Source organism: Myxococcus sp. AB025B (genome assembly GCF_006518215.1).
Lineage (GTDB): Bacteria > Myxococcota > Myxococcia > Myxococcales > Myxococcaceae > Myxococcus > Myxococcus fulvus.
Window position 1 is genome coordinate 19,239 of record NZ_SRLW01000064.1, and the last position, 19,265, is coordinate 38,503.

17 protein-coding genes are annotated in these 19,265 nt (G+C 69.7%); 3 read left to right on the forward strand and 14 right to left on the reverse strand.

Going from position 1 to position 19,265, the window contains the following annotated elements; all coding sequences use genetic code 11:
* Positions 1 to 67 precede the first annotated feature (67 nt).
* The 6 genes from FL311_RS13360 to FL311_RS13385 form a co-directional block, all read right to left on the reverse strand.
* Positions 68 to 1,693, reverse strand: a complete 1,626-nt coding sequence (locus FL311_RS13360; protein ID WP_141325500.1) for an MFS transporter — start codon at positions 1,691 to 1,693, stop codon at positions 68 to 70.
* Positions 1,694 to 1,767: 74 nt separating this feature from the next.
* Positions 1,768 to 2,730, reverse strand: a complete 963-nt coding sequence (locus FL311_RS13365) for a hypothetical protein (protein WP_228556848.1) — start codon at positions 2,728 to 2,730, stop codon at positions 1,768 to 1,770.
* Positions 2,731 to 2,741: 11 nt separating this feature from the next.
* A complete protein-coding gene (locus tag FL311_RS13370) occupies positions 2,742 to 4,343 on the reverse strand; it encodes a caspase family protein (protein WP_141325503.1) in 1,602 nt (533 codons plus the stop codon).
* On the reverse strand, positions 4,340 to 5,110 hold the full coding sequence (locus FL311_RS13375; RefSeq protein WP_141325505.1) for an ACP synthase: 771 nt from the start codon (positions 5,108 to 5,110) through the stop codon (positions 4,340 to 4,342). Before FL311_RS13375 ends, FL311_RS13370 begins: the two co-directional genes overlap by 4 nt.
* The gene (locus tag FL311_RS13380; protein WP_141325507.1) at positions 5,107 to 5,649 is read right to left on the reverse strand and encodes an RNA polymerase sigma factor; all 543 of its coding nucleotides are present in this window, start codon (positions 5,647 to 5,649) and stop codon (positions 5,107 to 5,109) included. Before FL311_RS13380 ends, FL311_RS13375 begins: the two co-directional genes overlap by 4 nt.
* Positions 5,650 to 5,674: 25 nt before the next feature.
* The gene (locus FL311_RS13385) at positions 5,675 to 6,661 is read right to left on the reverse strand and encodes a hypothetical protein (RefSeq protein ID WP_141325509.1); all 987 of its coding nucleotides are present in this window, start codon (positions 6,659 to 6,661) and stop codon (positions 5,675 to 5,677) included.
* 246 nt (positions 6,662 to 6,907) lie between these two features.
* On the opposite strand from FL311_RS13385, the gene FL311_RS13390 reads away from it, so the two are divergent.
* Together FL311_RS13390 and FL311_RS13395 are read left to right on the forward strand one after the other, a co-directional pair.
* Entirely contained in the window at positions 6,908 to 7,732 is an 825-nt protein-coding gene (locus FL311_RS13390) for a nucleotidyltransferase (RefSeq protein ID WP_194869185.1), read from the forward strand.
* A complete protein-coding gene (locus FL311_RS13395) occupies positions 7,716 to 8,420 on the forward strand; it encodes a metallophosphoesterase (RefSeq protein WP_141325513.1) in 705 nt (234 codons plus the stop codon). Before FL311_RS13390 ends, FL311_RS13395 begins: the two co-directional genes overlap by 17 nt.
* Before the next feature lie 9 nt (positions 8,421 to 8,429).
* On the opposite strand, the gene FL311_RS13400 is transcribed toward FL311_RS13395, so the two are convergent.
* The 7 genes from FL311_RS13400 to FL311_RS13430 form a co-directional block, all read right to left on the reverse strand.
* Positions 8,430 to 8,798, reverse strand: a complete 369-nt coding sequence (locus FL311_RS13400; protein ID WP_141325515.1) for a Rieske (2Fe-2S) protein — start codon at positions 8,796 to 8,798, stop codon at positions 8,430 to 8,432.
* Positions 8,795 to 10,132, reverse strand: a complete 1,338-nt coding sequence (gene hmgA, locus FL311_RS13405; protein ID WP_141325517.1) for a homogentisate 1,2-dioxygenase — start codon at positions 10,130 to 10,132, stop codon at positions 8,795 to 8,797. The genes FL311_RS13400 and hmgA overlap by 4 nt, the downstream gene beginning before the upstream one ends.
* A gap of 30 nt (positions 10,133 to 10,162) precedes the next feature.
* Positions 10,163 to 11,239 carry a 4-hydroxyphenylpyruvate dioxygenase gene (hppD, locus tag FL311_RS13410; RefSeq protein ID WP_141325519.1) on the reverse strand — a complete coding sequence of 359 codons (1,077 nt, stop codon included), beginning with the start codon at positions 11,237 to 11,239 and terminating at the stop codon, positions 10,163 to 10,165.
* A gap of 216 nt (positions 11,240 to 11,455) precedes the next feature.
* Positions 11,456 to 12,916 (reverse strand): DUF4340 domain-containing protein, encoded by a 1,461-nt coding sequence (locus tag FL311_RS13415; RefSeq protein WP_141325521.1) that lies wholly within the window; start codon positions 12,914 to 12,916, stop codon positions 11,456 to 11,458.
* The gene (locus FL311_RS13420; RefSeq protein ID WP_141325523.1) at positions 12,913 to 14,472 is read right to left on the reverse strand and encodes a Gldg family protein; all 1,560 of its coding nucleotides are present in this window, start codon (positions 14,470 to 14,472) and stop codon (positions 12,913 to 12,915) included. Before FL311_RS13420 ends, FL311_RS13415 begins: the two co-directional genes overlap by 4 nt.
* Positions 14,473 to 14,509: 37 nt before the next feature.
* Complete coding sequence (locus FL311_RS13425; RefSeq protein ID WP_141325525.1) at positions 14,510 to 15,316, reverse strand: ABC transporter permease; 807 nt, start codon at positions 15,314 to 15,316, stop codon at positions 14,510 to 14,512.
* Positions 15,317 to 15,358: 42 nt separating this feature from the next.
* The gene (locus tag FL311_RS13430) at positions 15,359 to 16,081 is read right to left on the reverse strand and encodes an ABC transporter ATP-binding protein (RefSeq protein WP_141325531.1); all 723 of its coding nucleotides are present in this window, start codon (positions 16,079 to 16,081) and stop codon (positions 15,359 to 15,361) included.
* 227 nt (positions 16,082 to 16,308) lie between these two features.
* Between FL311_RS13430 and FL311_RS13435 the strand changes: the two genes are divergently transcribed.
* Positions 16,309 to 17,502 carry an aspartate kinase gene (locus FL311_RS13435; protein ID WP_141325527.1) on the forward strand — a complete coding sequence of 398 codons (1,194 nt, stop codon included), beginning with the start codon at positions 16,309 to 16,311 and terminating at the stop codon, positions 17,500 to 17,502.
* A gap of 340 nt (positions 17,503 to 17,842) precedes the next feature.
* Here FL311_RS13435 and FL311_RS13440 read toward each other — a convergent pair.
* Positions 17,843 to 19,265 (reverse strand): nitrous oxide reductase family maturation protein NosD (locus FL311_RS13440; protein WP_141325529.1); only part of this gene is annotated, 1,423 nt, incomplete at its 5' end.

Genomic DNA, 19,265 nt, shown 5'->3' on the forward strand with positions numbered 1-19,265 from the left:
GCCGACAGTTTGCTCTGCCTTCTCGACCCGCTGTCCTCGGGTGGACCGAGACCCGCCCGAAGTCCCGCTACGGGCTGGGCGCGCCGGAGGGGGAGGGGGGCGCCTCCTGCTCGGGCAGGTAGAAGGCCCCGGAGCGCGCGGCGAGCACGGCGGCGGTGAGCAGGCCCACCGTCAACCCGAAGACGATGATGCTCGCCAGCGTCACCCAGTCGGTGACACCCGCCGGCTGGAACAGCGCGCCGAAGGGCGTGGCGAAGTCGAAGCCCGCCTGGGGCGCCTTGCGCAGGTTCTGCACCGCGGTGAGCAGCGCCGTCGTCACCAGGCCCAGGCCCATGCCCACCACGGCCGCGACCGCCGCGCTGCCCACCATCATCGGCCGGCTCACGGCGCGCGTGGTGGGGCGGCTCTGCACGTCGAAGTCCGGGTCCCTCACGCCCAGCGGCACGAAGCGCGCGAGCAGCAGCAGGCCGGGGATGCCGCCCACCATGGTGAACCAGAAGAAGGGCTCCCAGCCGATGGAATACACGAGGAAGCCGGCGATGGGCCCCGCCACCACGCGCGGAATGGAGAACAGGCTGGAGAGCAGCGCGAACTGCGTGGCGGAGAAGCGCTTCTGCGTCAGCCGCATCAGCAGCACGGAGAAGGCGCCCGTGCCCAGGCCTTGCGTCACCTGCTCGAAGCCGATGGCGCTGTACATCAGCCACACGTTGGGCGCGCCCGCCCTGGCCACGAGCACGTAGCCGATGTTGGAGACAATCTGGATGACGCCGAACACCCACAGCGCGCGGCCCAGCCCCAGCACCGTCGTCCATGCGCCGCCCACCAGCGTGCCCAGGATGGTGCCGAACAGGCCAATCGTCCCGAGCGCCACGCCGCGGTGCAGGTCGCTGTAGCCCATGTCCACCAGGAACGGGCGCAAGAGCGTGCCGCCGAGGTTGTCGGCCAGCTTGTAGAGGAAGACGAAGGCGAGGATTTCGAGCGCGCGGTGCCGCGACAGGAATCCCACGAACGGATACCAGACGGCGTCCTTGAGGGACTTGGGCGGGGTGAGCCGCTCCTCGGGCTCCGGCGCGAAGCGGGTGATGACGAGCATGGGCAGGTACAGCGTCGCCAGCCCGATGACCACCCACTTCCACGACACGCGGCCCGCGAGCGTGATGGCCGCCGACCCCGCGATGAACATGGCCGCGCGGTACAGCGCCACGCGCGCGCCCACCGCCACGCCCTGCTCCTCCTTGCGCAAGACCTCCACCGCGTACGCGTCGATGGCGATGTCCTGCGTCGCGGACGCGAAGGCCACCGCCATGGCCAGCGCGCCCACCACCCACGCGGCCTCGGGATGTTCTCCCAGCCCCGCGAGCGCCAGCGTCGTGGCGAACAGCGCCACCTGCGCCACCGCCATCCAGCCCCGCCGCCGTCCCCAGAAGGGCGGCACGTAGCGGTCCATCAGCGGCGACCAGATGAACTTGAAGGACCAGGGCGCCTGCGCCAGCGTGATGAGGCCCACCACGCGGATGTCCACGCCGATGCTGCGCAGCCAGTCCGGGATGGCGATCCACACCAGGCCCAGCGGCAGACCCGAGGAGAACGAGAGCAGGGTGACGGAGGCCGTCCGCCAGGACGCCATGGCCCGAGCCAGGCTGGCCCACGTCCCCGGTCGCTTCTCCCCACTCTTGCCGCCCTGCTCGCTCATAGGCGGCGGACTCTATACCAGCCGCGTGCGGGGCCCAGGCCGTCCCGCGCTCCTGCGCTCGGAGGGTTGGCCGGTCACCGGTCCAGCGCCGACAGGTCCGGGCAGGAGGCTCGCACGCCCTCCGTCGGATTGAAGATGTCCCAGGAGCGGGAGATGAACGTCACCTTCCCCTGGGCATCCCAGCACTCGGTGTACTTCGCGCCCGGGATGTCGCCCTTCAATATCTCCACCGCGCCCAGGCCCCGCCCGTCCGGCGCCCAGCGCGTGGTGAGCGCCATGTCCTCCTTCAACCCCCCGAGCACGAAGTCCGTCTGGGCCAGCTCGAAGGTCATCTCCGCCACGCCGCCCTCGCCCTCCCGGTACACGTAGCGCGAGGGCAGGGGCCGGGTGGTGTCCGCGAAGGTCCAGACCAGCTCCACCCGCGTGGGGAACGTCTGCGTCTGGTAGTGGATCTCCTGCCGGTCGATGACGTCCACGCCCAGGTACCCCTCCTCGCGGGAGCGCTTCAGGTCCAGGATGAGGCCGCCCGTCCCCCGGCGCACGCCCCCGGTCGCCTCGAACTGGCCGGAGAGGAAGCTCCACCAGTCGCCCTCGCCCTCGCCGACGTCGCGAAGCTGGAGGTGGTAGTCGAAGCGCCCCCCCTCACGCGTCATCACGAAGCGCGTGTCGAACTTCATGTCGTTCTTGCCCAGGAACGGCCCCCAGACCCGGCGGTTGGGGCCGCGGGAGGTCGCCGGCTGGGTCCGGATGTTCTCGATGGCCTGCAGCATGTTGCCGACCGAGTCGTTGAAGTCGCGGCCCGTCTCGGATGTGTCGCCGACGATGCCGGAGGCCTCTCCCAGCCTCCCCAGTCGCAGGGCGTGGACCTTGGACGCCACGCGCAGGGCCCGGGCCTTCGCCTGCTCCTGCCCGAGCACCTTCGCCATCAGGTCCTCTCGCCGGGGGAGGGCGTTCTGGAACTCCAGGTCGTCGTTGGAGAAGTCGCCGCCGCACGCGGCCAGGGCCAGGCACAGGCAGATGGGCGTCAGGTATCGCATCGAACGCTCCTTCATGGCCGGTAGGTGAGGAGCGCGCCCAGCTCCCAGAAGCCCAGGGAGCGTTGCTCGTCCACGGTGTAGAGCAGGTAGTGGAGCCGGGCACGTCCCGTCACGTGCAGGCGTCGCAAGGGCTGCCAGCGCAACCCCGCGACGAGCCCCGGTGAGAACATCGCGAACTTCTGGTCCGGATACGCGGCCTCCTCGAAGTCGCGCCGCATCACGAGGTACGCCATGCGCGCGCCGACGAAGGGGGTGACGCGTCCCTGGGGCCACTCGGACGCGAGCGTCGTGCCCAGGCTCGTCACCGAGTACCGGTACGCGGGGCCACTCAACGTGGGCAGGTCCAACAGCGCCTGCTTGCGCCCCACCGCCACGTCCACGCCCCACACCCAGTCGCGTCGGAAGTAGTCGTGCAGCTGCGCCTCCGCGCCCAGCAGGCCCACCGAGAGGAACAGCGACTGGCGCGTGGGCGCGTCGAAGTAGGACTGCACCGCGCCGGACAGGCCCAGCGTCCACCACGCGCCACCGTCCATGCTCACGCCCTTCACCGGGTCGTCGGAGAAGGGCGCGTCCCTCAGGCGCGACTCCTCCAGCACCACGGGCTGTCCGCGCGACACCTGCACCTCGCCGATGCGCAGCTTGTCCGGGAGCCGGCGTTTCACGCGGTACGTGCCGGGCGCCAGGGCCACGCGGCGCTCCACGCCGTCCGTCTTGTCCAGCTCCGCCACCACCAGCCCGGCCGGGTCCACGAAGTAGTACATGCCCGGAGGCGCCACCCGCGGCACCACCAGCCCGTCGCCACCCGCGCGCAGGTCCGTGAGCACCAGGTCCCCATTGCCCGCCAGGTCGTAGCTGAACGTGGGGTGCTGCGCGCCGCCGCTGCTCGCCGCGGTGTCCGCCACCGTGCGCGCGTACGCATGCGAGTACGCCTCGAACAGCGTCACCCGCCCATCCCCGCTGCGGTCCGCGTCGCCCAACAGGCCGCTCGCCAGGTGGTGGGAGAAGTAGCTGCCGCCCAGCGCGTCCGACTCCTGCGAGTCCTCGTCCGCCGCGCTCGAGGTGAGGATGACCAGGCCCCGCGCGTCGCGTGACGCGCCGGACTCGATTTCGAAGGCCGGGGCCCGCCGCGCGCCCTTGGTGCGCGTCATCGCGCCGGAGCGGCACGAGTCGAGAATCGCGATGCGGATGTCCGCGGGCGCGCTCGACAGCCGGCGCTTCAGGTCATCGAAGCCCAGGCGCGTGTTGCCCAGCCGCAGCGTGCCGTCCTTCGCGTGGCCGGAGTAGTAGACGAGCAGCGCCGTGCGCTCACCCCGCTCCTGGGCGGCCTTCGCGCGCGCCTCCAGGTCCGTGAGCGCCGCGAGGAAGTCCTTCGACGTCTCGTTGAGCAGGAGCTTCGCGTCGCCGGGAGCCACGCCGCCCAGCCGCGCCAGCAGCCCGTGCATCTTGCGCGCGTCGTCGCGGGCGAAGCGCAGGGGGCGCGTCTCGTCGCCGCCCTCGTCGTTGCCGGCAATCAGCGCGAAGCGGCGCAGGCTGTCCGCGTGCGCCGCCGAGGCCACGGTGAGCGCGAGCACCAGGCCCAGGGCCCGCCCGAGTGGGAAGAGGGGTGTCCTCATGGCTTGAGCAGCACCCAGTGCGTCTGCGCGCCCTTCACGTCCAGCGGCGCCATCCGCTCCACCTCGCCGCCCGCCGCCGCGAAGGCGCGCCGCGTCGCCTCCACCAGCGACTCCACCGCGAAGGGCTCGTCACCCAGCACCAGCACCACGCGCTCGACGCCCGAGCCGGTGAACTCCCAGCTCCCCTCCAGCCAGTGCACCTCCGCGCCGGGCTCCACCGCCACGCTGGCGCCGGACTCCGGATGCAGCGCCGTCACCTCGCCGATGGCATCCACGGACACGGCGGCCATGTATCGGTGCGCGCCCGCCTTGTAACCCAGCATCACCCGCTCACCGGGCTCCAGCGCCTCGGGCCTGTCCGGCCGTGCCTCGCGCTGCGGGCCCGTGCCGCCGCCGATGCGCAGCTCCGCTGCGTCGTCGCCACCCTTGCGCCGGTTCCACTCCGGGCCTTGTTCCCGCAGCGGCTTCGCGAGCACCACCACCAGCAGCGACGCGGCCAGGGCCACGGTCGCGGGCACCCAGCGCCGGGGGGGAGGGCGAGTGGCCCGCGGGTGTTGCTGGCGCTCCAGGGCGCGCTCGACGCCCGCCTCGAAGCGCTCGAAGGGGAGCTCCGCCTCGAAGCGCGCCTGGTGCTCCTCGAGCCCCTTCAGCACGGCGCCGCAGGTGATGCAGCCGGCCGCGTGGGCCCGGACGCGATGGGCCTCGGGGGAGGTCAGCTCGCCGGCCCTCAGGCGCCGCAGTGTCCACTCCGACTCGTGCGCGCTCATCGAACCCTCAGCTCCTCTCCGCCCAGCTCGGCGAAGCGCTCCAGCCGCTTGCGGATGGTGGGCACCGAGCGCCCCAGCAACGCGGCCACCTCTTCCAAGGTCATCCCGTCCACGTGGTAGTGGACCACCGCCGCCTGCGTCTCCTCATCCACCTTCGACAGCAGCCGGCGCACCAGGTCCCGCGTCTCCAGCTCACCGTCCCCACCGTGTCCCTCCGAGCGCGCGGCGGCGTCGCGCTCGAACCACTGCCTCCAGCCCGCACGCTCCGAGCGCAACTGGTTGAGGCAGTGGTGGGTGGCGATCTTCATCAACCACGTCAGCGGCGAGGCGTCCGCGCGGAAGTCCTCCGCGTGGGCCAGGGCGCGCGCGAAGACGTCATGCATCGCGTCCTCCGCCTTCGCCGCGTCCTTCAACAGATAGCGGCAGCGTCCCATCACGCTGCCGCCGTACCGCGTGTACAGCTCGCGCAGGAAGTCACGCCGGTCCGGGAGGGGACCGCCTTGGATGACCCGGAGGGCCGGCTGGCGCGGAGCTGTCACGCACCCCAGACTAGCGCGAGCCGCCTCACAACGAGGAGTAGACCGCGGTGCTGAACCCGCCACAGGCGCTCACCACCCCGTAGCCGATGACCGGGTTGTAGCTGGCCGCGTAGTAGGTGCTCATGTGCCCCGGGTCCCAGCACTCGTTGAGGGTGGCCTCGCCGAAGAGGTCCCCGCCCGACAGCTTGATGTCCGAGCGGCCAACTCCGTTGCGCTCCCAACGGCTCTTGATGGCCAGCCGCTCCAGCTTCGCGCGCGTCGGGTCCGTGTCGATGTCCTGCTGCGACACGAAGTCCAGCTCACCGCCGGAGCCCGGGACCTGCTTGAAGCGGTACTTCGCGCTCGTCACCAGGTCGCCCGTGTTGGTGTAGTCGAAGTCCGCCTCCACCGACGCCGTCGCGTTCGGCCCGGTGCGCGAGTAGCGGACCTCCAGCGTGGCCAGGGGCTGCTCGCCCGCCTCGTTGCCGGGCAGCGCGCGCTCCTTCTCGAAGTCGATGAGGAACTGGCCGGAGCCGTAGCCCGACAGTCGCTCGCCATCCCCATCCACGCCCGCCGTGTGCGAGCCGGACAGCACCGTCTTGAAGCCCGAGTCCGGCTCCAGCCGACCCTTGGCATCCAGCACCCACGAGTAGGTGTCGCCTCCGGTGTGCTTGACGGTCAGCTTCCACGTGAGGGGGTCCAGGGGGCCGGTGTGCGGGCCCCACACGGCGATGTCCCCTTCGATGGAGGAGGGCGGGTGCTTGACGATCTCCGCCACCAGCCCGAGCACGCTCAGCGTGGCGGCGTTGATGCTCACGGCGGCGGTGGCGGTGAGGAGGTAGTTCCCCGACAGCTGACCTTCGCCGTAGTACGCGGACGTCTTGCCCTGCCCGTCGCCCGTCGGTCCCGGCGACGACACCTCCACCATCTGCTTGGAGGGAACTCCCTGGCGGAACGACTCCACGTCCTGCTTCTTGTCGGAGTCACAACCCACCAGCATCAGGGCGGCACACAGCAGGCTCTTGCGCAGCATGGTCCTTCTTCCTTCCTGTTCGGATGGCCCCCGGCGGGCCGTGCGGCAGCGTGTTCGCTCCTATGGACACAGCCCCGTCGGAAAACAGAAAAGGCGCCCGCCTGACTTTGAAAGCCTCCGTGATTCCAGGGGGTTGGAGGCCGCCCGGCTGCTCCTCGGGCGACTTCGGGCGGCTTTCGGACGATGGAAATGCCGCGTCCCTACCTTTCGCCCATGGAAAAACGACACCCCAACCATCCTGGCGAGATGGGCACCGACGCGGCGTTGGCCGAGCGCGAGCGCACCTCGGACGAGCTCAACGCCCGGGCGCGGGCCGTGGGGCTGCTGCGTGAGGCGGGGGTGCCCTTCGTGGTCGGCGGTGCGTACGCGTACGCCACCTATACCGGCATCTACCGGGACACGAAGGACCTGGACCTGTTCCCCCGCAAGGCGGACGCGGCGCGCGCGCTGGAGGTCCTGGAGAAGGACGGCTGGCGCACCGAGCGCACCGACGAGGTGTGGCTCTACAAGGCCTTCAAGGGGGAGTACTTCGTCGACTTCATCTTCTCGTCCGGCAACGGCGTGGCGGAGGTGGACGATGGGTGGTTCGAGCACGCGCGGACCTCCACCATCTTTGGCCACGAGTGCCTGGTCGCCCCCGCCGAGGAGATGATCTGGTCCAAGGCGTTCGTCGCCGAGCGCGAGCGCTTCGACGGCGCGGACGTCAACCACCTCATCCTCAAGGCGGGCAAGCAGATGGACTGGGAGCGGCTGATGCGCCGCTTCGACCGGTACTGGGAGGTGCTGCTCAGCCACCTCATGATGTTCCGCTTCGCCTATCCCTCCGAGCGGGACCTCATCCCCGACTGGGTGATGGCGGAGTTGATGCGGCGCACGCTGGACAGCATGCGCGACGGCGGCTGGGAGCAGAAGCTGTGTCGGGGCAACCTCGTCTCCAAGGTGAACTACCACGTGGACATCCATCACTGGGGGTTCGGGGACGGGCGGGCCTGGGACGAGAACGAACGACGACTGGGGGGCGAGCGTGGCGAGGGATCCGAGCTCGAAGGTTCGATTGGCGGCGGTCGGTGACCTTCACTGTCGTGAGGACCAGCACGGCCGGTTCCGGCACCTCGTCAAGCAGGTGAACGCGACGGCGGACCTGCTGGTGCTATGCGGGGACCTCACGGACCGCGGCATGTTGGAGGAGGGCAAGGTGCTCGCCGAGGACCTGTCCGCGCTGCGCGTGCCGTGCGCGGCGGTGCTCGGCAACCACGACTACGAGCAGGGCCACGTGAAGGACATCTGCGCGGAGCTGTCCAAGGTGGGCGTGCACATCCTCGACGGGGACCACTACATCTTCGAGAAGGTGCTCGGCGTGGCCGGGGTGAAGGGCTTCGGCGGCGGCTACGGCAACGCGACGCTGCAGGCCTTCGGTGAAGGGCAGACCAAGGCCTTCGTGCAGGAGGCGGTGACGGAGTCGCTCAAGCTGGAGGCGGCGCTGAGCCACCTGGACACGCCGCGCAAGGTCATCATCATGCACTACGCGCCGATTCCGGAGACGCTGGAAGGGGAGAACATCGAGATACGCCCCTTCCTCGGCACCAGCCGTCTGGCGATGCCCATCGACCACTACGGCGCGGAGGCGGTCTTCCACGGGCACGCGCACCACGGCTCGCTGCAGGGCAAGACGAAGAGCGGCATCCCCGTCTTCAACGTCGCCATGCCCCTGCTCACGAAGCACACGCCGGACCAGCGCTACGTGCTGCTGGAGGTGTAGCGCCGCCGCTCAGGTGGTGACGACCATGCCGTCCTCCACCTTCACGGGCCAGGGCGTCAGGGAGGCGCCGTTGCAGGGGCCTCCCACGCACTTGCCATCGTCGGGGCGGAAGAGCGCGCCGTGCCAGCCGCAGACCAGGTGCTGCTTGTCCGGCGTCAGGTACTGGTCCAGCACACGGGCCAGCGGCAGGCCCGCGTGAGGACACCGGTCCACGTAGCCGTGGACCTGCCCGTCCTTGCGCACGAGGAAGCCGTGGAAGAAGGCCTCCTCTATCTGGAGGACGAAGTTGCGCGCGCCCGGGTCCGGGAGGGAGTCCACCGGGCACAGCGTGACATCAGGAGGCGTCGTCCAGACGCGCTGCCGGGTCGGAAGGCTCAAGGCAGACGGGCCTTCTCGAAGCCCGCCCAGCAGTCGTCGTAGTCGAGCTGCATGGACGACGTCTCCATGGCGAAGCGCGTGGGGCGGATGACCCAGCGTGACTCGAACATGAACGCCATCGTGTCTTGAATCTTGTGCGGCTTGAGCTCCGCCTTGATGGCCTGCTCGTAGCTGGCGCGGTCCGGACCGTGTCCGCTCATGCAGTTGTGCAGTGACGCGCCGCCCGGAGCGAAGCCGCCGGCCTTGGCGTCGTAGACCCCCTGCACCAGCCCCATGAACTCGCTCATCACGTTGCGGTGGAACCAGGGCGGCCGGAACGTGTCCTCGGCCACCATCCACCGCGGCGGGAAGATGACGAAGTCGCAGTTGGCCGTGCCGGGCGACTCGCTGGGCGACGTCAGCACCGTGAAGATGGACGGGTCCGGGTGATCGTAGCTCACCGTGCCGATGGTGTTGAAGCGCGCCAGGTCATACTTGTACGGCGCCAGGTTGCCGTGCCACGCCACCACGTCGAGCGGCGAGTGGTTGAACTGGGACGCCCACAGTCGACCCTGGTACTTCTGCACCACCAGCGTCGGACGGTCCACGTCCTCGAAGGCGGCCACCGGCGTGAGGAAGTCGCGCGCGTTGGCCAGTCCATTGGAGCCGATGGGGCCCAGGTCCGGCAGCCGGAAGAGCGCGCCGTGGTTCTCGCAGATGTAGCCGGCGACGGGGCCGTCCGGCAGCTCCGCGCGGAAGCGCACGCCGCGCGGCACGACGGCGACTTCACCCGGGCGCAGCTCCAGCACGCCCATCTCCGTCACCAGCGTCAGCCGCCCCGCCTGCGGGACGAGGAGCAGCTCTCCGTCCGCGCTGTAGAACACCTTGTCGGTCATGGACCGGTTGGCGCGGTACAGGTGGATGGAGATGCCGCAGCTCGTGGCCGTGTCGCCGTTGCCGGCGTAGGTGATGAGACCCTCGACGAAGTCCGTGGGCTCCGTGGGCACGGGCTGGGGGCTCCAGCGCATGCGGTTGGGCGAGGGCGGCACCTCGTCGAAGGGACCGCCGCGCACCAGCCCCTGCGGATGGGGCTGATACGCGGGATGGTTGGCGCTGGGACGCAGGCGGTACAGCCAGGAGCGCTTGTTCTCCCGGCGCGCCACCGTGAAGGCCGTGCCGGACAGCTGCTCCGCATACAGTCCGAAGGGGACCTTCTGCGGAGAGTTGCGTCCCACGGGCAGCGCGCCGGGGACGGCCTCCGTCGCCACTTCGTTGCCGAATCCGGAGAGGTAGTCGCCGGGCGCCTTTCGGAGCCCGCTCTTCGGAGGTACCGCGGTTCGATTCTCGAGGCTCACCGTGAAGTTCCTCCGGAGTCGGGCCGGGAGCTACTTCTGGGACTTCTCCACCTTGATGACGCCGCGGCGGATCTGGTCCAGCTCGATGGACTCGAACAGGGCCTGGAAGTTGCCGTTGCCGAAGCCCTCGTTGCCCTTGCGCTGGATGATCTCGAAGAAGATGGGGCCGAAGAGGTTGTTGGTGAAGATCTGCAGCAGCAGGCCCTCCTGCTCGTTGCCGTCGATGAGGATGCGATTCTTGCGCATCCGCTCCAGGTCCTCACCGTGGTTGGGCACGCGCTTGTCGACCAGGTCGTAGTAGGCCTCCAGCGTGTCCTGCAGGTCCACGCCGCGCGCGCGCAGCCGCTCGACGGTGCCGTAGATGTCCTGGGTGGACAGGGCCAGGTGCTGGATGCCCTCGCCGTTGTACTCGCGCAGGAACTCTTCAATCTGCGACTTCTCGTCCTGGCTCTCGTTGAGCGGAATCCGGATGGCCCGGTCCGGGGCGATCATCGCCTGGCTGAACAGGCCCGTGGCCTGGCCCTTGATGTCGAAGTACTTCTGCTCGGTGAAGCCGAAGATGCGGTTGTAGAAGGTCGACCAGGTGCGCATCTGGCCCCGGCGCACGTTGTGCGTCAGGTGGTCCAGCGACTCCAGGCCCACGCTGTTCTTCGCCTCGGACTCGGCGGCGCCGGGAATCTGCACCCAGGAGTCGTAGAGGGTGCCGGCCGCGCCGTGGCGGTCGATGAGATACAGCAGGCTGCCACCGATGCCCTGGAGCACATAGAAGCCCTCGCCCAGGGAGCTGGTGGCGGGGTCCGCGGCGACGGCGCCACGCTCCAGCGCCAGCTCGTACGCGGCGCGGGCGTTGGCCACGCGGAACGCCATGGCGTTGGCGGACGGGCCGTGCGCGGCGCGGAACTCGGCGGCCTGACCCGTGGGCTCCTGGTTGATGAGCAGGTTGATGTCGCCCTGCTTGTAGCGGACCAGCGCCTTGGTCGGGTGCCTGGCGTAGGCCGTGAAGCCCAGCTTCTCCACCAGCGCCACCATCGCCTCGGGCGCGGGGCTCGTGAACTCCACGAACTCAAAGCCATTCAGCCCAATCGGGTTTTCCGCCGTGGTCGCCATGACACTGCCTCCGAACATCATCTACGAGTGTGAGCCAAAGGTAGGGAGGGGCGGAGGAGGAGGAAAGCACAAAGAACTGCCAGAGAATGTCAGCGGCCCGCACCATCTCCCGAGGGAAGGCCCACGGGAATGTGCACGAGGCGCGCGTCAAATCCGGCGGCGCGTCGCGTCACCTTCCCGACGTAGTGGATTGTCACGGTGCGGCCGTGTGCGCCCTCACGGGCCGCGTGCGTTGGCGGGCTCCGCTGCGGGCGCGGCGTCCATGAGGTCCTCGGCCCGCTGGGGCAGGGCGAGGCCCTCGACGGAGACCTCCATCACCTCGGGGCCGGAGCCTCGGGCGTAGCGCAGCTCGGAGGACTCCGGGACTTCGGTGCCCAGCCACAGTCGCGCCAGCTCCTGGCCCTGGGCGCCCAGCAGCACCGCGCCGCGCGAGGCGTCGTCGATGCCGTACTTCGCCCAGCTCCGGGGCTTCGCCTCACCGAAGCTCGTGGCCTTGATGGCGCCCAGCGCGCGCAGCAGCGACACGACGCGGAAGTGCTGGGCCTTGCCCTTCACGGGCGACTCCACCTGCCAGGACTCCGTGCCTCCGTCACCCTCGGCCACGTTGACCAGGGTGATGGCGGGCGCGTCGCCGCCCGGGTGGAACACCACGCGCCGCACGTCCTCGCGGCGGAAGCTCAGCACGTGCTTGTCCTTCAGCTCGAGCACGTCCACGTCCAGCACCTCGAGCGCGCCCTCGGGCACCTCGGCCAGCGTCGCGACGAAGCCCTGCTCACGCAGCGCGTGGAAGCGAGGCGCTCCGTCTTCCATCACCTGCGCCATCCGGATGCGCACGGTGTCGCCCGAGGTCCGCGTGAAGCGCGCGTCCACCAGCGGCGCCTCCAGGCCGAGCTTCTTGCGAGTCTCCGGTGTGTCCTTGGGAAAGGAGAGCGCGCGGTGCTCCTTCAGCGCCTTGAGCAGCGCGGACACCCGGGCCTCGTCCGCGCGCTCGGAGACGGGCTTCGTCAGCCGCCAGCGCGAGGTGCCCTTCTCATGCTCCAGCACGTAGGTGTGCGTCCGAGCGCGGACCTCGATGCCCGCGAGCGCGGTGACCTCCAGCTCGCCGAGCAGCTCCTTCGAGCGCAGCGCGAAGGTGTCCTTGTCCAGGCTCCACCGCACCGAGCCCTGCGCCGCGTACACCTTGGGGTCACCTTCGCGGCGTACGTACACGGAGCCATCGAACGTGTTCTCGACGCCGCCATGCAGCGTCACCGCGTGCGGCGAGCCCGACACCTGGGCCTGCGCCGTCACGGTGAACACGGGCGAGTCGAGCCCGTACTTCTTCAGGTCCGCGTCGGTGGGCGCCTCGGCCACCAGGGTGCTCGACTTCGAGCGCTCCAGGGTCTCGAGCAGGGCCTCCACGGCCGCCGGCTCCGCGCGGGCCTGCACGGGCGCGACGATTCGCCACGAACCGTCCGGCCCACGCTCCAGCTCGGTGGTGTCACCTTGCGCGCGAACGGTGATGCGGGTGAACACGGGCGCCGCGTCCTTGCCCGGCGTCGTCCCCGGCGGAGGCGCGAAGAGCTGCTCCGCCACGGCTTGCTCACGTGGCTCGCGCGGCCCGGACTCCTTGCACGCGGGCAGCGCTCCGGTGCCGAGGACGAGCAGCGCGACGAGTCCTCCGCGCGAGGCGCTCACTTGTTCCGCCGCGTCAGCCAGATGGCCAGTCCCAGGCCCATCATGGAGAGGGGAATCAGGTCGGTGGAGATGAAGCGGATGTGGTCCATCGCATCCGTGTCCAGCTCCAGCGTCGACACCTCGCGGTCCGGAGGTCGCATCGTCACCTTGGTCACCTGGTTGGAGGCCCAGCCCAGCGTGTTCATCACCAGGTTGCGGTTGGGCTCGTGTCCCCAGTTCGGGTCCAACAGCAGCTCCGAGTCGCCCACCACCACGAGCCGCCCCTCGTCGAAGCGCTTGTCGGCGGCGTCTTTCGTATCGCGGACGATGGCGGCCGCGAGCGTGAGCTGGCCCGTCTTCTCGCCATCCGACGGCACCGCGTTCTCGTCGGGCTTCGTCTCCACCCAGCCATGCTGCGAGGTGTGCACCAGAGGCTCCACGCGCACGCCCTCGGCCATGCCCTCGCGCAGCACGGTGAGGCTGCGTGGCGTGGGCAGCTCCACGTTCATGCCCCGCTGCTTGAGCGGCGCGACGATGGCGTGCGTGCTGTAGAAGGGCGACTGCACGACGTACGGGTTGCCGCTGTTGAACTGCGCATCCGCGGCGATTCCCTCGTCCACCAGGATGCCGTGCTCGGCGAGCAGCTCGCCCAGTCCATCCACCAGCCCCGCGTCGGTGAAGTATACGAGCCGTCCGCCGCTCGAGAGGTACTTGCGCAGCACCGCCACCTCCGGCTGCGTGTACGGCACGCGCGCGCCGGCGATGACCACGAGCGAGGCATCGCGGGGGATGTCCGTGGTGCCCACCAGGTACATGGCCTCCGCGGCGTAGCCCTCCTGGAGCAGCTGCCGGCGCAGCTCCGACAGCGAGCCGCCCGGGTCCGAGGGCGCGGCTTCATCCTTGTCGAGAGGCCACTCGCCGTGTCCGGTGATGAAGTAGACGCGCTGGGTGCCCACCGCGCCCAGCTTGATGAGCGCGTTGGTGAGGTCCTGCTCGGACACGGCGGCGAGCGTCGTGTGCGACTCGCCGCGTGCCAGCACCACGCTCGCCTGACCTTCCTTGAGCTGGTACTTCGAGGCCATCTCGGGAGAGCGGCGCTGGTCCCTGAACTCGTACTCGAACTTCGCCGGCGCCTCCGCGTGGTAGCGCTGGAACAGCGTCTCCAGCAGCGCGTAGGACTCGTGCGTCGGCGGCAGGAAGCCGATGGCCTTCACCTTCTCCGGCATCGTGCCCAGGGTGGCGATGGTCTGCGGCGCCAGCGTGTGGATGCGCTCCTTCGTCAAATCCCACTGCGGCGCCTGCTGATGGGCCACGTAGTTGATGCCCACGAGCGCGCCCAGGACGCCGAGCACGGTGAGGACGGAGGTGATGAAGAAGGTGCTCGACTTGCGCGTGGCGAGCTGGCCGAACTGCTTCAGGTTCGTGGCCAGGTACACGCCGACGAGCGCCAGGCCCACGCCCGCCTTCACTCCGGAGGCGACGGGGCTGCCGGAGGTGATGAAGAGGGTGAAGGGGCTGGAGACGAGGAGCAGCAGCCCGAAGGCGCCCAGGTACCTGCCGATGAGGGTCGCGTTCATGTCCGGGGAATTGCCTTTCACGAGTGGGCGGGCCACGTCACGAGACCCAGCGTCGCGCTTCCACGGTGCGGTGCGTGAGCACCAGCGAGAAGACGATGACGGAGGCGAAGAAGACGAAGCTCTTCACGTCCAGGATGCCCTTGAGCAGGTTCTGTAGCTGCGCGTCGAAGGACAGGTACATCAACACCGAGCGCGCCGGCTCCTCGGCGCCCTGCGCCACGCCGGACAGCAGCATCCACGGCAGCAGCACCGCGAAGGTGAGGAAGGCCGCGAGCATCTGGCTCTCCGTCAGCGCGGAGATGAACATGCCCACCGCCATGCACGTCGCGCCCCACAGGAGGATGCCGCCGTAGCCCAGCAGCACCGTGGACCACTCCAGCGCGGTGCCGGAGTCCGCCTTGCCGAACGCGGAGAGCACCACGGGGAAGACGAGCGTGAGGCCCAGCGTGGCGCAGATGATGCCGACTCCGCCCAGGTACTTGCCCAGCACGATTTCGATGGGACGCACCGGCGCGGTCATCAGCAGCTCGAAGGTCTTGTTGCGCTTCTCCTCCGCGAACAGGCGCATGGAGAGGAAGGGGGCGACGAACAGGGTGATGATGATGACGATGCCCCACAGCTGCACGACGACGCCGTCGGTGAGGTTGCGGTAGGCGGTGAAGTCCTCGGGCAGCTGGGACCAGTTCGTGCGCCGCGCCATCTCCTGCACCTGCTGGAAGCGCTCCAGCAGGCCCACGAAGAAGAACGACGAGAGCGCCACCATCGCCGTGAAGACGCCATAGGCCCACGGGGTGGTGAAGTAGAGGGACAGCTCCTTGCGAGCGATGGCCAGGGCGATGCGCATGGGCCGACGGGTTTCCTTGGAAGGGGGACGAAAGGCGCGCGCTCAGGCGGCGGTCAGCTTGATGAAGACCTCTTCCAGCGACGCGCTCTCGGCGGTGCCCTGGGTTCCGGCCAGCTTGCGGAGGTCGTCGTAGGCGGCGATGCGCCCCTGGTTGAGGATGAGGACCTTCTCGCACGTCATCGTCACCTCCGGGAGGATGTGCGTGGAGAGGATGACGGTGTGCTTGCCCGCGAGGCCCTTGATGAGCGCGCGCACCTCGGCGCGCTGGGCGGGGTCGAGCCCTTCGGTCGGCTCGTCGAGGATGAGCACCGGCGGCGAGCCGAGCAGCGCCTGGGCGATGCCGGTGCGCTGCTTGTAGCCCTTGGACAGGTTCGCGAGGACGCGGCCCAACACATGGGTGACGCCGGTGAGGGCGGCCACGCGCTCCACCTCGGTCTTCTGCTCACGCGAGGGCAGGCGCTTGAGCGAGGCGACGAAGCGCAGGTAGCTCTCCACGGTCATCTCCGGGTAGAGCGGCGGCGTCTCCGGAAGGTAGCCGATGCGGCGCTTCACCTCGAGCGGATGCCGGTGGACGTCGAAGCCACCCACCCGGGCCACTCCCTCCGACGCGGGGAGGAAGCCGGTGAGGATCTTCATCGTGGTGGACTTGCCCGCGCCGTTGGGCCCGAGGAAGCCGAGGATTTCGCCCTCGTCGACGCTGAAGGTGAGGTCGTCGATGGCCACGCGGTCGCGATACCGCTTGGTGAGGTGCTGCACCTCGATCATCGCCATGGGGAGGCTCCAGGAAGACGTGCTCGACCTGGGCCGCCGGCCGTGGAGGTGTGTCTCGGACGGCCCGGGCAGAACCGCCGCCGACTATAGGAGGGGTCTTCGGGGTGTCAAGGCGACGCCCGGCGAGCGGCCTGGGTGCTTCCCCTCGCTGGCCGGGCTCCTGCAAGACTCCACTCCGGTGTGGTTCCCCGGACACGCCCAAGAAGGGTAGTGAGACGCTCATGCCTATCGTGGTCCAGAAGTACGGCGGCTCGTCGGTGGCCGACGTGGAGAAGATTCGCAAGGTGGCGCGCCGGGTGAAGGACAAGCGCGACGCCGGGTACCAGGTGGTGGTGGTGGTGAGCGCCATGGGCGACACCACGGACGAGCTGCTGGCGCTGGCCAAGCAGGTGTCCCCGGACCCCGCGCGGCGGGAGCTGGACATGCTGCTGACGTGCGGCGAGCGCATCTCCATGGCGCTGCTGTCCATGGCGCTCCAGGAGATGGAGGTGCCGGCCATCAGCTTCACAGGCAGCCAGAGCGGCATCATCACGACGGACGCGCACGCACAGGCGCGAATCGTGGAGGTGCGGCCCTATCGCATCCACGACGAGCTGGCGCGCGGCAAGGTGGTCATCGTCGCCGGCTACCAGGGCGTGTCCTACAAAAAGGAGGTCACCACGCTGGGGCGTGGTGGCTCGGACACGACGGCGGTGGCGCTGGCCGCGGCGCTGGAGGCGGAAGCGTGTGAGATCTACTCGGACGTGGACGGCATCTTCAGCGCGGACCCCCGCGTGGTGCCGGACGCGCGCAAGCTGGAGTCCCTGAGCTACGACGAGATGCAGGAGCTGGCGAGCGCGGGAGCCAAGGTGCTCAACGCGCAGGCGGTGGAGTGGGCGAAGTCGCGCGGCATCGCCATCCTCGCGCGCACGGCGCACGCGGAGGGCAGCGGCACGGTGGTGCGTGAGCTGACCGCGCCGTCGGACAGTCGCATCAAGGGCGTCACCGCGGACGCGGAGCTGGCGGTGCTCGCGGCGGGCGCCGAGGTACCGCTGGCGGAGCTCCTGGAGTTCCTGGACGCCCGGGGCGTGCGAGGCCGCTCGCTCGGGTACGACGGGCTGACTGGGGGCGCCGGGCACGCGTACCTGCTGGTGCCGCTGGCGGACATCCACGGGCCGGAGGCGCTGCGCAAGGAGCTGGCCACGCGCTTCGGCGCGGCGGTGACGTGGCGCGAGGAGCTGGGTACCGTCACGTGCGTGGGCGTGGGCCTCAACGCGGACTGGGCGCCCTTGCGTCAGTCGCTGGTGGCGGCGGAGGAGCTGGGCGCGAAGGTGCATGCCGCTCACACGTCTCCGCTCCAGCTCACGCTCCTCGTGGACAAGCCGCACCTGAAGCCGCTCACGGCGCGGCTGCACCGCGAGCTGCTCGGCGCGTAGAGGCGAGGACCGACGGCGACACGGCTCTCGCACGTTGGATGCATGAGGCTGTGCCGCCGCCGCTTGGCGCGTAGCGGGGCGCTCTGCTCGACCTGCTCGCCAGCATTGGGTGCATGAGGCTGGGCGTCACAGGCTGTGCAGGGCGCGGCGGTTCGCGGCGCGGCCAACGGGCGCAAGCCTTCCGTGGTGGCGCTGCGGCGGGCGTGGGTCCTCTCCTGACAGCCCACCGGGACGTCGCAGCGTCGCTGAGCGGGCGGATGCCGCGAGCCTCGAATTCGCGACTCACCGCGCGAAGCAACCTCCCACGCGACAGTCCGCGTGGGAGGTCATCACCGGAGTGCTACTCGGTGAGCTCCGCCGTCGCCGTCTGCATGACGGTGGGGCAGTCGGACTCGATGGCGCCCACGTCCGGAGCGGCGCCGCAGTAGGGCAGGCCCAGGTCCATGCCCTTGTCCACCGCGCCCGGCCCGGGCTCGAGCGAGTCCGTGTCCACCAGCGCGTTGAGCGCTTCGATGGAGGTCACGTCCTGGCCCTCCTGCTGCTTCCACGCGGCGAACAGCGTCCCCACCCACGACAGCTCGGGGACGAAGAACTTGCCCGTCGTGAAGTTGGCGCCCGGCTGGTAGAGGTTGGACTCCATCTTCAAGCCCGGCGCGCTGTGGCCCAGGTGCACCGCGTTCTTCGTGTCGAAGATGTTGTTGCGCACAGCGACGTTGGTGGAGTCGCCCCCCGTGCCGTGGCCGAGCACCAGCGCGAACCCGTTCGTCCCCGTCACGGTGTTGTGCAGCACGCGCACGTCCACGCCGTTCTCGATGCGGATGGCGGAGCCCTCGGGCGTCTTCAGGTTGAAGATGCGGTTGCGCCGGATGGACACGTTGGTCGGCGGGGCATTCAAGCGGTTGCCGCCGATGGCGACGCCCAGCGAGGCCTGCGAGATGTCGTTGTCCTCGATGATGACGTTCTTCGCGGAGTAGTGCACCACGATCGCCTCGCCCCGCGACGTCGCGGACTTGGTGAAGCCGTGCATCCGGTTGCCGCGCACCGTGACGTCGTGACACGTCTTGATGTCCACCGCGTTCTCGCGGTTGTCATACATGTCGTTGCCCTCGATGAGGACCCCGGCGGCGGGCGCGTCGTTGCTGAAGCCCTCGGGCCCCAGGCACTGCACGGAGTCACCCGAGTTGTCGTGGATGTCGTTGCCGCGCACGGTGATGTTCTTCGACGTGGGGGCGATGACGACGCCGTGGGAGTCGGTGCTCCCCTGGGCGAAGTGGTGGATGTGGTTGTTCTCGATGGTGATGCCCCGCGCGCCGGCGTCCGTGCTGATGCCGCTGCCGAAGGAGCCGTGGTGCAGGTCGTTGTTCGCCAGCACGCTGCCCTGCGTGTCACCCGCGAACGTCACCGCGACCTGGCGCTGGCCGCGCACGTCGAACTCGAAGCCCTCGATGCGCCAGTTCGGCCGCTGCACGAGCGCCATGTACCAACCGCCCGAGGTGGGGACGAGCTTCGCCTTGCCCTCTCCGCGCAGGGTGATGGGCGCGCTCGCGGTGCCCGCGCGCACGCTGGAGTCGAACACCAGCTTCTCCGCATAGGTGCCCGCCTGGACGCGGATGATTTCGCCCGGACCCGCCAGGGTGATGGCCTTGGAGATGGTGCGCAGCGGACGCGATTCGTTGCCGGCCGCGGAGTCGTTGCCGGCCGGACTCACGAACCACTCGCGGGAGTACTGGGGCTCGGCGGGCGCCTCGGGTGAGGGCGTGTCC

Bases quoted from the DNA above. Each gene is read 5' to 3' on its own strand.
- FL311_RS13360 (WP_141325500.1), bottom strand. From the start codon at position 1,693: ATGAGCGAGCAGGGCGGCAAGAGTGGGGAGAAGCGACCGGGGACGTGG.
- FL311_RS13365 (WP_228556848.1), bottom strand. From the start codon at position 2,730: ATGCGATACCTGACGCCCATCTGCCTGTGCCTGGCCCTGGCCGCGTGC.
- FL311_RS13370 (WP_141325503.1), bottom strand. From the start codon at position 4,343: ATGAGGACACCCCTCTTCCCACTCGGGCGGGCCCTGGGCCTGGTGCTC.
- FL311_RS13375 (WP_141325505.1), bottom strand. From the start codon at position 5,110: ATGAGCGCGCACGAGTCGGAGTGGACACTGCGGCGCCTGAGGGCCGGC.
- FL311_RS13385 (WP_141325509.1), bottom strand. From the start codon at position 6,661: ATGCTGCGCAAGAGCCTGCTGTGTGCCGCCCTGATGCTGGTGGGTTGT.
- FL311_RS13390 (WP_194869185.1), top strand. From the start codon at position 6,908: ATGGGCACCGACGCGGCGTTGGCCGAGCGCGAGCGCACCTCGGACGAG.
- hppD (WP_141325519.1), bottom strand. From the start codon at position 11,239: ATGGCGACCACGGCGGAAAACCCGATTGGGCTGAATGGCTTTGAGTTC.
- FL311_RS13420 (WP_141325523.1), bottom strand. From the start codon at position 14,472: ATGAACGCGACCCTCATCGGCAGGTACCTGGGCGCCTTCGGGCTGCTG.
- FL311_RS13425 (WP_141325525.1), bottom strand. From the start codon at position 15,316: ATGCGCATCGCCCTGGCCATCGCTCGCAAGGAGCTGTCCCTCTACTTC.
- FL311_RS13430 (WP_141325531.1), bottom strand. From the start codon at position 16,081: ATGATCGAGGTGCAGCACCTCACCAAGCGGTATCGCGACCGCGTGGCC.
- FL311_RS13435 (WP_141325527.1), top strand. From the start codon at position 16,309: ATGCCTATCGTGGTCCAGAAGTACGGCGGCTCGTCGGTGGCCGACGTG.